The sequence below is a fragment of the Streptomyces pactum genome (genome assembly GCF_016031615.1).
Lineage (GTDB): Bacteria > Actinomycetota > Actinomycetes > Streptomycetales > Streptomycetaceae > Streptomyces > Streptomyces pactus.
Window position 1 is genome coordinate 5,157,418 of the sequence record NZ_JACYXC010000001.1, and the last position, 15,536, is coordinate 5,172,953.

12 protein-coding genes and 1 pseudogene are annotated in these 15,536 nt (G+C 76.7%); 7 read left to right on the forward strand and 6 right to left on the reverse strand.

The window, feature by feature from the left end; translation table 11 throughout:
* Positions 1–631 precede the first annotated feature (631 nt).
* On the forward strand, positions 632–1,264 hold the full coding sequence (locus IHE55_RS20275; RefSeq protein WP_197990304.1) for an NAD(P)H-dependent oxidoreductase: 633 nt from the start codon (positions 632–634) through the stop codon (positions 1,262–1,264).
* Between the two features lie 106 nt (positions 1,265–1,370).
* Here IHE55_RS20275 and IHE55_RS20280 read toward each other — a convergent pair whose 3' ends face one another.
* Both IHE55_RS20280 and IHE55_RS20285 read right to left on the reverse strand, forming a co-directional pair.
* Positions 1,371–2,012: a TetR/AcrR family transcriptional regulator gene (locus IHE55_RS20280; protein ID WP_197990305.1), complete on the reverse strand. Its 642-nt coding sequence runs from the start codon at positions 2,010–2,012 to the stop codon at positions 1,371–1,373.
* A gap of 123 nt (positions 2,013–2,135) precedes the next feature.
* The gene (locus IHE55_RS20285; RefSeq protein WP_197990306.1) at positions 2,136–2,978 is read right to left on the reverse strand and encodes a lysozyme; all 843 of its coding nucleotides are present in this window, start codon (positions 2,976–2,978) and stop codon (positions 2,136–2,138) included.
* A gap of 205 nt (positions 2,979–3,183) precedes the next feature.
* Between IHE55_RS20285 and IHE55_RS20290 the strand changes: the two genes are divergently transcribed.
* Entirely contained in the window at positions 3,184–3,699 is a 516-nt protein-coding gene (locus tag IHE55_RS20290) for a MarR family winged helix-turn-helix transcriptional regulator (RefSeq protein ID WP_197990307.1), read from the forward strand.
* A gap of 204 nt (positions 3,700–3,903) precedes the next feature.
* Here the strand turns inward: IHE55_RS20290 and IHE55_RS20295 are convergent, their stop codons facing one another.
* A complete protein-coding gene (locus IHE55_RS20295; RefSeq protein ID WP_197990308.1) occupies positions 3,904–4,674 on the reverse strand; it encodes a hypothetical protein in 771 nt (256 codons plus the stop codon).
* Between the two features lie 384 nt (positions 4,675–5,058).
* On the opposite strand from IHE55_RS20295, the gene IHE55_RS32730 reads away from it, so the two are divergent.
* The 5 genes from IHE55_RS32730 (at position 5,059) to IHE55_RS20320 (ending at position 12,256) form a co-directional block, all read left to right on the forward strand.
* Complete coding sequence (locus IHE55_RS32730; protein WP_307826755.1) at positions 5,059–9,354, forward strand: nitrate- and nitrite sensing domain-containing protein; 4,296 nt, start codon at positions 5,059–5,061, stop codon at positions 9,352–9,354.
* Positions 9,351–9,839, forward strand: a complete 489-nt coding sequence (locus tag IHE55_RS20305; RefSeq protein ID WP_197990309.1) for a roadblock/LC7 domain-containing protein — start codon at positions 9,351–9,353, stop codon at positions 9,837–9,839. The genes IHE55_RS32730 and IHE55_RS20305 overlap by 4 nt, the downstream gene beginning before the upstream one ends.
* Entirely contained in the window at positions 9,836–10,240 is a 405-nt protein-coding gene (locus IHE55_RS20310) for a DUF742 domain-containing protein (RefSeq protein WP_197990310.1), read from the forward strand. Before IHE55_RS20305 ends, IHE55_RS20310 begins: the two co-directional genes overlap by 4 nt.
* Before the next feature lie 28 nt (positions 10,241–10,268).
* Entirely contained in the window at positions 10,269–10,913 is a 645-nt protein-coding gene (locus IHE55_RS20315) for a GTP-binding protein (protein ID WP_197990311.1), read from the forward strand.
* A gap of 65 nt (positions 10,914–10,978) precedes the next feature.
* Positions 10,979–12,256 (forward strand): styrene monooxygenase/indole monooxygenase family protein, encoded by a 1,278-nt coding sequence (locus IHE55_RS20320; RefSeq protein ID WP_197990312.1) that lies wholly within the window; start codon positions 10,979–10,981, stop codon positions 12,254–12,256.
* 105 nt (positions 12,257–12,361) lie between these two features.
* On the opposite strand, the gene IHE55_RS20325 is transcribed toward IHE55_RS20320, so the two are convergent.
* The 3 genes and pseudogenes from IHE55_RS20325 to IHE55_RS20330 all read right to left on the reverse strand — a co-directional run.
* The gene (locus IHE55_RS20325) at positions 12,362–13,441 is read right to left on the reverse strand and encodes a C40 family peptidase (RefSeq protein ID WP_197990313.1); all 1,080 of its coding nucleotides are present in this window, start codon (positions 13,439–13,441) and stop codon (positions 12,362–12,364) included.
* A 4-nt stretch (positions 13,442–13,445) separates the two neighbouring features.
* Positions 13,446–14,300 carry a DUF8847 domain-containing protein gene (locus IHE55_RS33530; protein ID WP_504740325.1) on the reverse strand — a complete coding sequence of 285 codons (855 nt, stop codon included), beginning with the start codon at positions 14,298–14,300 and terminating at the stop codon, positions 13,446–13,448.
* 471 nt (positions 14,301–14,771) lie between these two features.
* A pseudogene (locus IHE55_RS20330) lies at positions 14,772–15,512 on the reverse strand (TetR/AcrR family transcriptional regulator); the annotation flags it as partial.
* Between the last annotated feature and the right edge of the window lie 24 nt (positions 15,513–15,536).

The window sequence follows — 15,536 nt, forward strand, 5'->3', positions numbered from 1 at the left end:
GCCCGTCGTCACCGCTCGGCTCCCGGTGGCTCCGGACGCGGGGAGCCGGCGGACATCCTGTCTCCCGGCCCGGCCCCCGCCGGCGGGCGCGCGCAGCGCGGCCCCGCGGCGGAGGCCGGGCCGCGGCGTGCCCGGGGCCGGGCGTTCGTCCGGCCGTGCCGCGGCCCGTGCCGCGGGTTCGGGGCTACGCCGCACCCGTTCGGGGCCGTGCGCCGCGGCGTTTACCGGTGGGCGTGCGTCCCGGCGTTCGGGGTCCCGCGACGCCGGGCGCCGCGACGGGACCCACGCCACGTCGGGGCCCCGCGCCGCACCCCTTCGGCGCCCGACGCCGGGCCGTTCCGGACGAACCCACGCCACGCCGTTCGGGGCCGTGCGCCGGGCCGTTCTGGAACCCACGCCGCGCGTTCGGGCGGCCCCGCGCCACTCCGCCCGGGGGCGTACGCCACGGCGCTCGGGGAAGCACGAACGCCCCGTCGGGCGGGCGAACACCCGGGAGCCGGACGGTTGTTGACAGTCAGACAGGTCTGTCTGGTAGCTTCGGCAGCGATATAGACAGACCTGTCTGTTCGGAGAGTTGGGCCGGACCATCGGCGGACCGCCCGGGCAGCGGGAACCGCGGGATCAGAAGGAGATGTCCGTGCGCACCCTGGTCGTCCTGGCCCACCCCCACCTCGCCGCCTCCCGGATCAACGCCGCGCTCGCCGCGACGGCCGCCGGTACCGAGGGGGTCACCGTTCACGATCTGTACGCCGCCTGGCCCGACGGCCGTATCGACGTCGCCGCCGAACAGCAGCGGCTGCTCGCCTACGACCGGGTGGTGCTCCAGTTCCCCTTCTACTGGTACTCGGCGCCGCCGCTGCTCAAGCAGTGGCTCGACGAGGTCCTCACCTACGGCTTCGCGTACGGCACCGGCGGCACCGCGCTGCACGGCAGGACGCTGCGGGTGGCCACCTCGACCGGTGGCGGCCGGGACGCCTACCGGCCCGGTGGCACCAACCGCTTCCCCGTCGCCGACCTGCTGCTGCCGTTCGACGCCACCGCCCACCTCACCGGCATGCGCTACCAGGAGCCGTTCGTGGTGTACGGGGTGCTCGACATGACCGATGAACAGCTCGCCGCCGAGCAGGCCCGCTACCGGGCGCTGCTGCTCGCCCCCGCCGCGGACGGCGAGGGACCGGGCGGCGTGGCGGGCGCGGCTGCGCAGGACGTGGTTTCGGAGGAGGGGGCGCCGGTGGCCGCCGGCCCCGCGGCCGCGGTCGTCTGACCCGGCGGCACCGGCCCCCCGGCCGGTCCGGGGGCGGCCGCCTCGGCCCGCTCCGGGCCGGCTCCGCGGCGGGGCGCGGCGGGTTTGTGCCGCCGCGCCCCGCCGCTCAGTCGCGGGCCGGGCAGGCGCGTTCGACCAGGACCCGTGCCGCCTCCCGCGCGGCGTCCGGCACGGCGGCCACCGGCTCCAGGGCGGCTGCCGCCATCACCCCGTCCACCAGGGCGGCGAGCTGGAGGGCGAGCAGCCGGGGGTCGGCGGCGCCGGCCGCGGCGGTCAGTTCGGTGAGCCAGTCGCGCACCGCCTGCTTGTGCTCCACCGTCGCGGTGTGCACGGCGCTGCCGGGTGTGCTCTCGCCGGCGGTCTTGATGAACGGGCAGCCCCGGAACCCGTCGCGCAGCGTGCACTCGCGCAGTGCGTCGAAGAGGCCGAGCAACTGGTCCCGGGGGTCCTCCCCGGCGGCGGCCGCGGCACCGCGCAGGATGTCCCGCCAGTTCCGGTCGGTCTCCCGCAGGTACGCCAGGACCAGGTCGTCCTTGGCGCGGAAGTGGGCGTACAGCGTCGCCTTGGCCACGCCCGACTCGGCGATGATCCGGTCGACGCCCACCCCGCGGATGCCGTGGGTGTCGAACAGGGCGGTGGCGGTGGTGAGGATCCGCTCGCGTGCGGAGGGGCGTCGTGACGGGAGCGCCGCCGCGACCGGACGGCGGGCCGTCCGGTCGCGGGGGGCGGGGGATGCGGTGCCGGCCATGCCGTTCAGCGTACAGACAGGTCTGTACGTCTGTCCCGGTGCCGGCGGGTGCGGCGTGGTGCGGTGGAGGGCCCGGGCGGGGGCCGGGAGCGGTCCGGCCGTCCGCCGCCCGGGCCGCACCGGTCAGCCGTAGGCGAGTGCCTGCAGCCGGTCGTACGCGCCGTTGAACAGGTTGTGGTCACCGACGGTCGGGCCGGTGGAGGTGTACTGCCAGATGGTGTGGAAGGCCCAGCCGGCCGGCAGTTCCCCGACGGAGGAGCCGTACCGGGGGATCCACAGCGGGTTGATCGACCCGAAGCTGGCGTTGTTGCCGGTGCACGTCTTCCACCAGCTGGTGGAGGTGTAGATGACCGGGTCCCGGCCGGTGCGCGCCCGGTAGGTGTTCACGAAGTCCTTGAGCCAGCTGACCATCGCGGTCTGGGACTTGCCGTAGCAGGTCGAACCGTACGGGTTGTACTCGATGTCCAGCGCGCCCGGCAGGGTCTTGCCGTCCCGCGACCAGCCGCCGCCGTTGTCCACGAAGTAGTTGGCCTGGGCCGCTCCGCTGGAGACGTTGGGCAGCGCGAAGTGGTACGAGCCGCGGATCATGCCGACGTTGTACGACCCGTTGTACTGCTGGGCGAAGTAGGGGTTCTTGTAGCCGGTGCCCTCGGTCGCCTTCACGTAGGCGAACCGGACGCCGCTGTTCCAGAGCGTGGACCAGGCGACGTTGCCCTGGTGGCTGCTGACGTCCACCCCCTCCACGGAGGCGAGCAGCGAGGGCGCTTCCCCGGTGCCGCCGCGGGCACCGCCCTCGTGCTTGATGATCTGGGAGCCGGCCCAGTGGTCCTCGGGGTGGGGGGCGGGCCGGCGGTCGTCGGCCGAGGCGGCCGACGACAGCGACACGGTCATGGTGAGCAGGGTGGCGATGATCCCGGCGATGGCGGTCAGCGAGCGCCGGGCCGATCCAGGTCTGCGCGCGGGCATGGGTGCCTCCGAGGGGGGAGAGAGGAGGGTGACATGTGCTTGGTGTGCCCATGTCATCTTCGAAGCTACGGGCGTAGATAGGGACTGGGAAGGGGGGTCCGGTTGCCGCCGTTGGTCTAATCCTGCGAAATACTGGCGGAGCTGCGAGGACGCCCGCAGTCATCGGAAAGTTTCATTCGGCTGAAAATCCGGAGAGGGCCCTGACGTGGACAATACCGGCCGTGAGCCGTACGAGCCGGAAGGCTCACGCACCGAGGGCGCTACAGGTGTGGACCAGGCATTCCTGGCCCTTGAGCGCGAATTGGCCGTCTTTCTGCGCCGCGCCCGTGCCTCGTCCGGGGAAATGGCCCGCGAGGTGCATCCGGAACTGGAGCCCGCCGCCTACGGCCTGCTGGTCCGTCTGGCGGACGCCGGGCCGCAGCGGGCCACCGATCTGGCGGCGTACTTCGGCGTCGGCAAGGCGACGATGAGCCGTCAGCTGCGGGCCCTGGAGGAGCTGGGGCTGGTGACCCGCGCCCCGGACCCGGCCGACGGCCGCGCCTTCCTGGTGGAGCTGACGCCCGAGGGCCGGGAGCGGTTCCGGCGGGTGCGCGAGGCCCGCCGCAACCAGTACGCCCAGCGGCTGGCCGCCTGGGAGCGCTCCGAGGTGGCCGAGCTGGCCCGGCTGCTGCGTCGGCTGAACGGTACGGACCCCGGGCCCCGGAGCGGATCGGCGCCCTGACCCGGTGCCGCGGTGCGCGCCCGTCCGGGCGCCCGGACGTCCCGGTCGCCGTGCACCGCCCCCGCTCCGTGCGTCAGCCGTCCCCCGCCCGGGCGTCAGCCGTCCTCGCCCGTGCGCCCGGCCGTCCGTGCGTGCCGTCCCCGTCCGGCCGTCCGGCCGCGTCCGCCGTCCGGCGCCACTCGGAGGCCCGCCGCGCCGTCCCCCCTACAGCTCCGCGAAGAGCGCCGCCGCGTCGTCGTGCGCCTTGCCCCGCGGGAAGCGGGCGCCCGCCGGGTCGGCGCGCTCGGCGGCCCGCACCCGGTCGATCAGCCCCTGCGGCCCCTCCGTGCGCAGCACCGTGAAACACCGGCTCCAGTCGCCCTCGCCGAACACCTCCACCCAGCGGCCGGCGCCGTCGGTCAGGGCCGCGAGCGCCCGTATCCGGTCGGTGGGGACCTCCCCGGTCACCGCCCGGGCGGCCACCTGCGGGTCCGCCGCCGCGGTGAAGAACCCGTCCTCGGCGTTGCGCAGCGGGGCGAGGGTCCGGCCCGCCGCGCGGAGCCGGTCGATCCGGTCGTCCAGCACCGGGGTCACCGTGCCGTCGGGCGCCTCCAGCAGCAGCGCCGAGTCGGACAGGACCAGGTACTCCAGCCACGCCTCGTCCCAGCGCGCCAGGACGACGGTGGCCTGCGGAGTGAGCTTGTGAGAAAGATCACAGGTTGACCGGTGTTTGTCGGCGGTTCGTTCGATTGCGAGGGAGAGGCAGTCTGCCAGAGTCATATCCCGCCGCGAACCGGACAGTTCGAGGAGCGCGCCGCCGAGCCGGGCGGTGAACCAGGGCACGCCGTGCACGCACCCGTCGTCCGCCGGCGGGGGTGTGACCCCGTCCAGCAGGGCCAGCGCGCCACCGAGCCCCGACGCTGGTAGCGCTACTGACACGTAGTCCTCGTTGGGGCGTTGGGGGTCGCCCGGGGTGGTGGCGAGTTCGATGCGCATCCCGGCAGTCTGCCGGAGCGGTGCCGTCCCCGGGCCGTCCGGGGCGCGTGCGGCCGTGGCGTCCGCCGGCCGGTGCCAGATGCCGGTTTGGTGGGGGAAGTGGTATTTCCGGGCGGCTGTGGGCGCGAATCCTGCCAGGAGGCGATGGCGATTTCCAACTGCGGACGCCGCGCGGGTGCGTGGGGACCGGGAGCGGAAGTTGAAGGTCAACTTCGCAATGATGTTCACTCGTTCAGGTGGCCGGGCCAGTGTTGCGCGTCCGCCTCACAGTGGTACTTGGAATGGTCGGATTCCGTGCCAGGGGTGAGGGTCAGACACCATTGTTGAACCCCCGTCACCTCCTGGTTCCCCAGCGGATCGGGCGAGAAAAGATTGTGAGCACCGGTGCGGAAGAAGCGGCTTCGGGGCGGGAACGGCGAACACGGCGGAGAACCGGCGCGGGGCGTTCAGCCGCGGGCAGCCGACTCCGCCGGGCAGGCCGCGACTCCGCCCGGGGAGACCGCCGGCACCGGTGAGCGGACCGCCGCCGCGGACGCGCCGGGCACGGATCCGGCCACCGGCGGTACGGCGCCGGCCCCCGCCGCGCCCGCCCCCCGCCGCGCCCGCCCCCCCGCCGCGCCGGCCCCGGCTCCCGCCGGCCCGGCCCGCCGCACCGCCCGGGTCCGCAACCGGCTGGTCGGCTCGGTCGCCGTGGTCGCCGTCGCGGTCGCGGCCGCCGCGGCCCCCGCCGTCGCCGCCGCCATCGACCGCACCCACGACTCCCAGCGCCTGGTCGATCTCTCCCGCACCAGCCGCGAGGCGGTGGTGCTGGCCCACGCGCTCGCCGACGAGCGCGACGCCATGACCGAGTTCGTCGCGGCCGGCCGCAGTTCCGCCGCCGGGGCCGGGGTCTCCGAGAGCCAGCGGGCCCGGGTGGACCGGCAGGTCGCCGAACTCCGCCCGGACGTGTCCGGCGGGCTGCGGCGGCAGCTGGACGACCTGCCCCGGCTGCGCCAGCAGGCGCTCACCGGGCGCGGCTCGGCGCTGGAGGTCGCCGAGAAGTACACCGGGACCGTGCAGGCGCTGCTCGACCTCTCCGGCGGCCTCGCCCGGAAGATGCCCGAGCGCGCGGACACCGGCAGCGCGGCGGCCCTCGCCTCGCTCGCCCGGGCCGACGAGCAGGCGTCCGCCGTCCGCGGGCTGCTGCTGGGCGCGCTCGCCGCCGACGGCGACCGCCGCGGCCTGGTCGCCGCCGCCCGGCGCGCCGACGTCCGGGAGAAGGCCGCGCTCGCCGACTTCGAGCAGCTCGCCCCCGCCGACGTACGGGAGCGGTTCACCCGCACCGTGAACGGCACCGAGGTGACCACCGCCGAGCGCTACCTGGAACGGCTCACCGACGACACCGAGCTGTCCCCCGCCGAACTGATGCTGGAGACCGAGCGGGTCGGCGCGGCCCTCACCGCCCGCATCGACCGGATGCGCGGGGTGGAGTCCGCCCTGGCCGCCGCCGAGGTGGAGCGGCTGGAGAAGCTGCGCGACGAGGACGTCACCGAGCTGGAGATCCGGATCGCGCTCGCCGCCGCCTGCCTGCTGGCCGCCCTGGGCGCCGGCGTCTGGGCCGCCCGCTCCATGACCCGGCCGCTGGCCGCCCTCCGGCTGGGCGCGCGGCGGGTCGCCGCCGACCCGGTCGGCGAGGAGCCGGTGGCCTTCCGCGGCCGCCGGGACGAGTTCGCCGACGTGGTGCGCAGCGTCAACGAGCTGAAGGAGATCGCCCGCCGGGAGCACGAGCGCGCCGCCCGGCTGGACGCCGACCGGACCCGGATGGTCGGCGAGCGCCGCCGGCTGGCCGACGAGCGCACCGAGCTGCGCCGCGAGCGGGACGAGATCGCCGCCCGGCTGGACGGCCTGCGCGCCCGGGTGCACGGCAGCTTCGTCAGCCTGGCGCTGCGCAACCTCGGCCTGATCGAGCGCCAGCTGGCGGTGATCGAGGGGCTGGAGGAGAAGGAGCAGGACCCGGACCGGCTGGAGACCCTCTTCCAGCTCGACCACCTCGCCACCGGGATGCGCCGCTACAGCGAGAACCTGCTGGTCATCGCCGGTTCCGAGAACAAGGCCACGCACCCGGGCCCGGTGCCGCTGCTCGATGTGCTGCGCGCCGCGATCAGCGAGGTCGAGCGGTACGACCGGGTGCAGATCCACTCGCTGCCGCCGCACACCCATGTCGCCGGGTTCGCCGCCGACAGCATGAGCCACCTCATCGCCGAACTGGTGGAGAACGCCACCACCTTCTCCCCGCCGGACGCCCATGTGCAGATCTCCGGCTGGCTGCTGGACTCCGGCGAACTGCTGCTGTCGGTGCAGGACGAGGGCATCGGCATGACCCCGGAGCGCTTCGAGGAGCTGAACGCCCGGCTCGCCGAGCCCGTCCCGGACTACTGCCAGGGCCCCAACGCCGAGGACCCGCTGGGCCTCGGCCTGTACGTGGTGACCCGGCTCGCCGCCCGGCACGGTGTGAAGGTCCAGCTGCGCGCGCAGAAGCAGGGCGGGGTCGCCGCCATGGTGGTGCTGCCGACGAAGATCCTGCCCGCGCCGCCGGCCGGCGCCCGGACCGGGCCCGCGCGGGGCGAGCCGGACACCGGCGCCGGCCCCGCCGGCCCGGGGACCTCCCGCCCCGCCACCGGGGCCGGCGGCCGCTCGCTGTCCGCGCCCTCCCCCCGGACCCGCGGCGCCCGGCGCGCCGCGGCGCTGTCCGAGGAGCGGGAACCGGTCCGTCCGCAGCACCGCCCGGCGGCCGAGGAGGCCATAGGGCGGCCCGGCGACCGGTGGCACCCGGGCGACCCGGCGGCCGACGACCGCACCCAGGACGGCCCCGAGGGCCCCGGCGCGACCGGGCGCCCCGGCGGGGACGAGCGGGAACCGGGCCACCGTGACCCGGATTTCCCGCCGGACCACGAGGTGACCGTGGCGCCCGGCACGGACCCGATGGTGGCCGCCGCCGAACGCACCATCCAGCTCGCCGCGATGCGCGGGGAACTGCGCCACACGGGTCCGGGCCGCCGGACCGGGACGGAACGGACCGGGGACGGGGCCGGCGCGCAGGAGCGGCCCGGCGCCGCCACCCCGGCGGGGACCGGCGGACCGGACGAGGACACCACGCCCGCGTACGACGAGCGGCCCGCCGGGTACGGCGAGCGGCCGGACGCCTCCGCGACCCCGGACCGCGACCACGACGCGCGGCCGACCGCCGGGGCGCACGGCGGCCACGACGCGCCGTCGTTCCCCGGCGACCGGCCCTTCCGCGACGGGGAGTCGCCCGCTGCCGCGCACGCGGACCGTGACGCGCGCGCCGACCGCGACACGCACGCGGACCGTGACGCGCGCCCCGGGCGCGCCGCCGGCGACGAGGGCCCCGGGCGGAACGCGCCCGGCGCGTTCCCGGCGCACGGCCGGCACGCCGCCCGCCCGGAGCACGCGGCCGACCGCACGCCCCCGGCGCAGGACGGAGACGGCCGGCCCGGGCGGGACGACCGCCGGACGCCCGCCACCGGGGACACCCCGCCCGCCGTGGCGGGCCCCGGAGCGGTGCCGGAGAGCGCTGCCCCGGTGGCCGGGGTGGCCTGGGGCGCGCCCGAGGTGCCCGGCGTACCACCGGCCGACGACGTACCGCCGGCCGCCGACCGGCCCGGCGCACCGCCGGTGTCCGGGGAGCCGGGCCGCCCGCCCGCGCTGCCGCGCCGCGAGCGCCGCGGCACCGGCTCCGCCGGCCGCGCGGCCACCCCGGAGGCCGGGCCCGGCGCCCGCCCGTCGCGGGGCGGCACCGGTGCGGAGCCCGCCCCGGACGGCACCCCGGCCCGGGGCGTCGCCTGGCGGCGGCCGGACCCGGTGGCCCCCGGTGTGCACCCGGAACCGCCGTCGCCGACCGCGGCCCCGCAACCCGCCGGGCCCACCGCGCCGTGGGGCGCGCCGTCCGGCGCCGGACACGGCCGGCCGGCCGTGCCCGCGGACGGTGCCGGGCCGGAGGCGGATCCGTCCGGGCGGACCGCACCGCCGCCGCTGCCCACCCGGTCCGGCCGCGGCCGGGCCGCCCGCCGGGCCGCGGGCGCCGACGACTGGCCCCTCGGCGGCGGCGACCGGTCCACCGGCGCCACCCCGGAACCGGCGCCCGGCGACCCGCGGGACGCGGGCGCCCCCGGAGCGGACTACCCCGGCCGCGGCCGGACCGCCCCGGACGGGACCGGCCCGCGCCGGGCCCCCGGCGCCGCCGGCGGACCGGACCGGGAGCCCACGCCCCCGGGCGGCCTGCCGCGCCGGAAGGCACCGGCCGCCCCGGCCGCCGGGCCGGACGCGCCGGCCGCCCCGGTACGGCGGCTGACGGACAAGGGACTGCCCAAGCGCACCCCGCGCACCGTGGCCCGTCCCGCCGCGGCCGGGCGTGAGCGTGCCCGCGGCGTCAACGCCGAGGAACTCCGCCGCAGGCTGGGCGGTTTCCAGCAGGGCGCGCGCGAGGGCCGGCGGGACGCCGAGGCCGAGGTCCGGGGCGGCCCGGCGGCCACCGCCGGGCGGCCGGGCGGGACCAACGCGGCACGCGGCGGCTTCCCGCCCGGGCCGCGCACGCAGGGACAGGCGGGGCCTCGGCACCGGCCGGGACCGCACACGGGGCCGCAGGACGAGGCCGGGACTGTTGAGGAGGCACGGGATTGAACGCGCCCAGTAGTACCTACGGGCTGAGCAACGAGGCCCGCAATCTGCACTGGCTGCTCGCCAACCTGGTCGAGGAGGTGCCCGGCGTCCGCTCGGTGGCCGTGGTCTCCTCCGACGGTCTGCTGCTGCTCTCCTCCGACCCGGGACACGGCGAGCCGGCCGAGTACGACCCGACGGCGCAGGACGGGCCGAAGGGGTCCAGCGCCGACCTGGCGACCATCGTCTCGGGACTGGGCAGCCTGACGCTGGGCGCGTCCCAGCTGATGGACGGCGGCGGGGTCAAGCAGACGATGGTCGCGATGGAGGAGGGCAGCCTCTTCGTCATGTCCATCAGCGACGGTTCGCTGCTGGGGGTGCACGCCTCCCCGGACTGCGACATGACTGTGGTCGCCTACCACATGGCGCTCTTCGTCGGCCGTGCCGGACACGTCCTCACCCCCGAGCTCCGCAGCGAGCTGCGGAGGTCGCTGGAGTCGCAACGGTGACCGTCTCCTCCGGTCTACCGGTCCGCGGACTGCACCCGCGCAAACCCTCCCGGGTACGGCCGTACTCGCTCACCGGCGGCCGTACCCGGGGCGGTCACGTGCTGCTGGTGGAGACGTTCGTGGCGGCGCTGGACGACCCGGAGGACGGGGCGGAGGAGACCGGTGACGGCCGGGGCGAGCGGATGCTGCCGGAGGTCGCGGAGATCGTCGGGCTGTGCCGTCGGATGCGCTCGGTCGCCGAGATCTCCGCGCTGCTGAAGATCCCGCTCGGTGTGGTCCGGGTGCTGCTCAGCGACCTGGCCGACCAGGGAAAGATCCGCGTCTACGGCACCGGGCGCGGCCCGGGACAGCCGGACCGCGCGCTGCTGGAAAGGGTTCTCATTGGACTTCGCAGCCTCTGAGGCGAGGCACACGAGCTCGACGGCCACCGTGACGGCGCCGCCGCCGGACCCGGTGGCCGGTGCCGGCCCGGTCGCGGACGGCCGTGCCGAGGAGGGCCTGCAGGGCTGGCAGCTGGACCGCAGCCGGGCCCCCATCGCCACCAAGATCGTGGTCGCCGGCGGGTTCGGCGTCGGCAAGACGACGTTCGTCGGCTCGGTCTCGGAGATCACTCCGCTGCAGACCGAGGCGCTGATGACGCAGGCCAGCGAGGAGGTGGACGACACCGAGGCGACGCCGGAGAAGACCACGACCACGGTCGCGATGGACTTCGGCCGGATCACCCTCGACTCGGACCTGGTCCTCTACCTGTTCGGCACCCCGGGACAGAAACGTTTCTGGTTCATGTGGGACGACCTGGTGCGCGGCGCGATCGGCGCGGTGGTGATGGCCGACACCCGACGGCTGGAGGACTCCTTCCCGGCGCTCGACTACTTCGAGAGCTGCGAGATCCCGTACGTGGTGGCGGTCAACCACTTCGAGGGGACCCCCGGTTACGCCGCCGAGGACGTGCGCGACGCGCTCTCGGTGCCGGACGAGGTGCCGGTGCTGATCATGGACGCCCGGCACCGGGACACCGTGGTCGAGACGCTGCTGGCGCTGGTGGGGTACGCGCTGGACGTCACCCCGGAGTGACGTAGCCTCGGCCCGCCCGGAGCGGAACTCCCGGTTCCCCCTGCTGCCTTGCGGAAGGTCTCGTCATGCGGAAGATACTCATCGTCGGAGCCGGCCAGTCCGGTCTCCAGCTCGCCCTCGGCCTCCAGGGGCACGGGTACGAGGTCACGTTGATATCGAACCGCACGCCCGAGGAGATCCGCGGCGGGCGGGTGATGTCCACCCAGTGCATGTTCCGCACCGCGCTGCGGCACGAGCGCGAGCTGGGACTGAACTTCTGGGAGGACCGGGCGCCGCGCATCGAGGAGCTCGGCCTGTCCGTCGCCGGCCCCGAGGTGCCCGGCGCCGGCCGTGAGCGGGCGGTGGACTGGACGGCGAGGCTGGACGGCCACGCCCAGTCGGTGGACCAGCGGCTGAAGATGGCCGGCTGGCTGGAGACCTTCGAGGAGCGCGGCGGCCGGCTGGTCATCCACGGCGCCACCCTCTCCGACCTGGACTACTTCGCCCGCCACTACGACCTGGTGCTGGTGGCCGCCGGCAAGGGCGAGCTGGTGTCGATGTTCGCCCGGGACGCCGCCCGTTCCGCGCACACCGCTCCGCAGCGCGCCCTGGCCGTCGCCTACACCCACGGGGTCGAGCCCCGCACCGGGCACCCGGGCGTCGAGGCGGTCAGCTGCACCCTGGTGCCGGGCGTCGGCGAGCTGTTCGTCACGCCCGCCCTCACCGTCTCCGGACGGGCCGACATCCTCTTCTGGGAGGGCGTGCCGGGCGGCCCCCTCGACGTCTTCGAGGACATCAAGGACCCGGCCGAACACCTCGCCGCCACACTGGACCTGATGCGCCGGTACGTGCCCTGGGAGTACGAACGGGCGGCGAAGTCCGAGCTGACGGACGCCGGCGGCACGCTGGCCGGCCGGTACACGCCCACCGTGCGCAAGCCGGTCGGCCGGCTCCCCGGCGGCGGGCTGGTGCTGGGCGTCGCGGACGTCGTGGTGGCCAACGACCCGCTCACCGGCCAGGGCGCGAACGCCGCGGCCAGGTGCGCCGCCGGCTACCTGGAGAGCATCGTGGCCCACGGCGACCGGCCGTTCGACGCCGCCTGGATGCAGGCCACGTTCGACCGCTACTGGGAGAGCGCCCGGCACAGCACCCGCTGGACCAACGCGATGCTCGCCCCGCCGCCGCACGTGCTCGACCTGCTCGGTGCGGCCGGCCGGCTGCCGGCGGTGGCCCACCGCATCGCGGCCGGCTTCGACGACCCCGCCGACTTCGCGGACTTCTTCTACGAGCCCGAGCAGGCGGCGGCCTATCTGGCGTCCGTCGCCGGGCCGGCCGGGGTGCCGGCCGGCGGGCCCGCCGCCTGACGGCCGGGTGCGCCGGGTCCGCTGCCTGACGGCCGGAGACGTCGGGGCGGCCGGGGGCCGGGTTTCCGGGGCGGGAGGGCCGGGCCGGCGGCCGTCACACCGTCTTCAGCGGCGGGGCGGTACGTACCCGGCCAGCGGCGGGCTCCCGGCGTCCGGCCGGACCGCGCCGATCGGCGGGTTGGAGGCGAGCGGCGAGACCTTCACGGTGCTGCCCGGCCGGGGCGCCTGGACCACCATCCCGTCCCCCGCGTAGATCGCCACATGGGTCGCCTTGGGGTAGTAGACCACCAGGTCACCGGGGCGCACCTGGTCCAGCGGCACCCGGGGCAGCTTCCGCCACTGCTCCTGGCTGGTGCGCGGGATGGGGTGCCCGGCGTGGGCCCACGCCTGCGAGGTCAGCCCGGAGCAGTCGAACGAGTCCGGCCCCTCCGCCCCCCACGCGTACGGCTTGCCGATCTGCTGGAGGGCGTAGCGCAGGGCCCGGTCACCGGCCTGGGACGGGGCGCGCCCGGCCCGCCGGAACGTTCCGGCGGAGACCAGGGCCCGCTGGGCGGTGGCGGTCTGCCGCCGCTCCCGCTGCCGCAGCGTGCGCAGCTCGTCCTCGCTCAGCGAGGCCAGCGCCCGCTCGATCGCCCGCAGCCGGCCGGCGACCCGGTCCCGCTGCTTCTTCCGCCGCTCGGTGAGCGCCCGCCGCTTCTCCAGCGAGGCACGGGCCCGGCCGGCCGCCCGGTCGGCCCGCCGCTCGCTCCGCTCCATCCGGAGCACGGCGAGGGACTGCCGGTCGGCCGCCCGGCGCAGCTCGTGCCGCCGGTCGGAGACGCGCCGCGGATCGCCGCTGAGCACGGACCGGACGGTGGCCGACAGGCCCACGGTGTCCCGGTACTGCTCACGGGCGATCCGCCCGGCCGTGGCCCGCCCGGCGGCGAGGTCACCGCGGGCGCGGCGCAGCTCCCGGTCGAGCCGCCCGCTGCGCTTCCGTTCGGCCCGCAGTCTCTCCTCGGTGGCGTTGTACGCCTCGGTGGCCTCCTCGGCCTGGACGTAGAGGGTCCGCATCCGCGTGAGCAGTTCCGACACCGGCGGCCGGTCGGCCACCGGGTCGGCCGCGGCGCCGGCCGGCGGGGGCGCCGTCAGCGCGGCGGCGGCCAGCGAGGCCGTGCAGACGATCCGGGCGATGCGGCCTGACATGTACTCACCTCCGGCTGGGGGAACACAGCAGGAGCGTGCCACGGTCCGTCAGATAATCATCGTAAATGTGGTCGTATCGGATCAAGGCGCTCACTCGTCCGACGGAGAAGGCGGCCGGCACGCGTGTCGCCCGGCGGACCGGGGCGCCCGCCGTGTACGGCCGGGCGCGCGGGCGCCGTGCCGGGCGGGCCCCGTGCCGGGCGGGCGCGGTGCCGGGCGGCGGCTCACGCGGGTGGGGCGGGGTCCGGGATGGCGGGGGCCCGGTCCGGCGGGGCGGGGCGAGGGCGGGGCGCCGGCTCCGGATGCTCCTGGCGGCGGTCCCGGATCCCCTGGGCGGCCCTCGTGGCTGGCGGGCGGGCCGGGCGGCAGGGAGGTGCACCTGGCGGGTGGGCCCTGCCGGAGTCAGTGCCGGGGCGCGCGCTCGTCCCAGGCCCGTCCGCCGGACGTGGGCCGGACGTGCCGGTGGGGTCGCCGGTGCCGGTGCCGGTGGCGCCGGGCGGGTCGTCGCCGGCGGGGTCCGTGCCGGGGCGGGAGTCGGGGTGGTGCCGGTGCCGGGGTCCGCATCGGGGCCGGGGCCGGATCCGGGCTGCGGGCCGGCGCCGGGGCCGGCTGCTCCGGGGTGGGCGCCGGCGGCGGGTTCCGGCTTGGACCAGGGCCACTTCAGCCGCCACGGCCTGCCGCCGGGCTCGTACTCGTACCGCCAGCCGCTCACCAGGCCCAGCCGCCCGGTCGTGGCGGCGACCCTGCGGTAGACGTGCACCACCGGCCGGCCGCCGTGCTCGTCCGGCACCGGGATCTCGTAGGTCTTCGGCGGCTGCCCCGTGGGGCCGACCAGGACCGGCAGGACCTTGCCGTCCATCGGCCCGCCGATGAAGGGCGTGTTCTCGCTTCTCACACCGCCAGTCTCGCGCAGCGGCCGGCAGGGACGGCGGCGCGGGGCCACCGGCCGGCCCGCCCGTACCGTCCCATCGGCCCCTGCCGGGCCAGGGCGGCTGCGGCGCGGGCGGGACGGGGGTGGCGGGTCACCGGTCCTGGGTGCCGGGCCGGGCGGGGTCAGTCGGGGTCGGCCGGGGCGGATGCCGGGGCGGGGCAGGCGGCCGGAGTGCCGGCGGTGCCGGGGCGGTATGGTTGCCGGCCCGTCGGGGGCGGTAAGGGTTGCCGGGCCGTCGGGGTTGGCGGGTCGTCAGGGGTGCGTGGGCGCCGGGGCGGCGGGGATGACGGAGGTGGCGGGTGCCCCGGGGCGGGGGACCGTCAGGCCTCCGGGGCGGTATGGGTTGCCGGGCTGTCGGGGCGTCCGGTGCGCCGGCGGGTGCGGCGGGCGGGGCTCGGTCAGCAGGTGCCCGGCGCCGCCGACCAGCGGCAGCGCCCTGCGGACCAGCCGTCCGGCCCGCCCGTCGGCCGCCTCCAGGGCCAGTGCCGACCGGAGCACCGCGGCGGTCTGCCGGTCGGTGGCGGCGGTGGCCGCCAGCAGCGCGGCGAAGTGGTCCACCAGCCAGTCCCGCAGCTCCGCGACGTCCTGCTGCTTCTCCTCGTCCAGCCAGATCAGCGACGCCGCCTCCACCGCGGAGATCCAGGTGCGGACCATCATCCCCAGCCGGGGCCGCGGTTCGGCCACCGCCATGTGCCGCAGGATCTGTTCGGCCGCCGCGCGCCGCACCTCGTCCACGATCGCGCTGGTACGGGAGGTCTGCACCACCGAGCCGCCCCGCAGCAGCGCGCTGAAGCCGGCCGCGTGGCCGTCCACGAACGCCAGGAAGCGGTCGAGCGCGCCGGCCAGCCGTTCGGTCAGCGGGCCCCGGGCCGGCACCGTGAAGCAGTCCCGCAGCTCCTGCGCCGCGCTGCGCAGCGCCGCCTCGTACAACTGCGTCTTCCCGCCGGGGAAGTAGCGGTAGACCAGCGGCCGGGAGGCGCCCGCCGCCGCGGCCACGTCGTCCAGCGAGACGTCCTCCGGGGCCCGGTGGGCGAAGAGGTCCAGGGCGGCCGCGATGAGCTGGCCGCGCCGCTCCTCCACGCCGAGCCTGCGGTACGCGCCGCGCCGCGCGGCCGCCGGTACGGCGCTGCCTGTCTCCATGGCAGGCAGCGTAACCGCCCGCCG